This window comes from Brotocaccenecus cirricatena (assembly GCF_020687045.1).
Classification (GTDB): Bacteria; Bacillota; Clostridia; order Oscillospirales; family Oscillospiraceae; genus Vescimonas; species Vescimonas cirricatena.
The window spans coordinates 1-1920 of record NZ_JAJEPW010000141.1; the positions used below are offsets into that span (position 1 = coordinate 1).

The 1920-nt window shown below is 54.1% G+C and carries 1 protein-coding gene; it reads right to left on the minus strand.

Annotated elements, in window-relative coordinates; genetic code table 11:
- Positions 1 to 624 precede the first annotated feature (624 nt).
- A complete protein-coding gene (istA, locus tag LKD37_RS17430; protein ID WP_302930321.1) occupies positions 625 to 1608 on the minus strand; it encodes an IS21 family transposase in 984 nt (327 codons plus the stop codon).
- Between the last annotated feature and the right edge of the window lie 312 nt (positions 1609 to 1920).

Below are 1920 nucleotides of genomic sequence, written 5' to 3' on the forward strand. Positions count from 1 at the left end.
TCAAGTTTTTCTTGCTGTCATACGACGTTTTTTTAAAGCAAATTTCGAAAAAATCTATAGTGTTGAGTTATGACAAATGTAAGGATTCTGAGCAGAAATGCTTGGAATCCTTTCTTTTTTGCGCTGACTTTGTGAACCAATACGATAAAAGGGAGAGCGTGATCGCTCTCCCTTTTCCTATATTGGCATCAACCTTCCGGCTGGTTGGAAACGATGAAATAGGGCTGTGGGCTCTGTCCGTCCGGCGTGGAGCGCAGGGTGATACAGCCGCCGGAATAGGATAGCTTCAGCAGACCATCGTCCGTGCGCTCACCGCCGGTCAGCGTCACCGTATTCAGGCCCGTATCCGTGTGGGCGGCGTACCAGGCGTCGGCCTCTTCCCAATAGAGCAGGTTATCCAGCCCCATTTTCCGGGTATCGTCCAGGGAGATGTCAAAATACTGCCGGAGAATGTCATCCATGGCCGCCCGGGGCGCCCGGAAAATGCCGTAATTCTCTGCCGCAGGTTCCTGCTCCAGCACCCAGTCCCGCTCCCGATCGGTCACATAGCACTGTCCATAGACCAGTCCCGCGTAGCCGATGCCATCGTAGAACAGACGGCCCAGATCCACGGCCTCCGCCGCTTCATAGTAGCTGGTGCAGGCCTGGGCATACCAACTTCCCGGGGCGAACAGCTCCTGGAGCTCCTGAAGCTCCGCCTCCGTCAGTTTGTTGGATTCCGGCTCCGCATGGGTCGTACAGCCCATCAGCGAACTGTTCCAGGCTGAAATACTCGTGCTCCTCCATATCATGGAAAATGCCCTTTTCCAGAATGCCAACAGCATTTTCCACCGAACTCTTGTACTTCGGCTTCTTTACCTTGGCAGGGAGAATGAGCGTGTGGTTGTGCTCCGCCCACTCGGCGTAATCCCTGTTCAGTTCCGGGGCGATCCAGTCACGGTTTGCAATCACGGCCTGCTTGCAGTTGTCGCAGACAACAAGCGCCGGGACGCCACCAAAGTACTGCAAAGCATGGTTATTCACCGCAATCCACTGCGGCTCCCTCGTAGAGGTCATTCCCTCCGCATAAATGTACTGGGAGTATGGTAGGACGGCGACAAAAACAACGATGTCCAAAAGCTCTCCGGTAAGATGATCCACCATCTGAAAGGTTTTCCCAGCAAAGTCCACCTCCATCTTCTGTCCGCTCACAGCGGTGATATGCATGGATTCCTTGTTCGTTTCGCACCACCGGCTGTACTGCTTGCAAAATTGCCGGTACTGGTAGCCCTTTCGCCCCTCTGCTTCGCAGGTCTTCATGTAGCGGTTCCAGAGATAGACCAGCGTCATGTTCTTCCTTCCATGGAGCTGCTTGTGGATGTCCTCAAAATCCGGGCAAGCATAAGTCATGTCACGGCCAACCGCGCCGGGGCTGCCGCCGTAGATCTTTGCGGCGATCCCGTAGTTGGTGATTCCCTCCGGCAGAGGGAAATCCAGACTTTCGCACCGCTTGAATGCCCCCAGAACGTCATTGACGCCCGACTTGCTGACGCCAAGCTCTCTGGCGATCTGGCGTCCGGACATTCCCAGTCCGAAGTGTTTGACGATGATGTCTTTGTAGTCCAGCATTGTACTGTCCTCCTGAAAAGTATTTCTGCTGACGCAGATAATACCATTATGGAGATTCAGCAAAATGCTTCAATTATTGGGTGGCCGCTGGGAGCGCAATCCGGCCGCTGAGCAACGCATCTGTGGCCGCTCACACGCGCAATATGCAGTGGACTTTTTCTACGCCCGAAAACCGCTTGAAATAAGGCTTTTCGGCTGTTCAGGCACAATAAGTGAACCACGCTGCAGGCAATTCGTAAGCGCACAATAATCACCCGGCCCGAACAAAGTTACAGCTGTGGCCCAGGGAGATGGCGGCGTAGAACTTCAGGA

Coding starts and splice junctions, on each gene's coding strand:
- istA (WP_302930321.1), bottom strand. CDS start 1,608: ATGCTGGACTACAAAGACATCATCGTCAAACACTTCGGACTGGGAATG.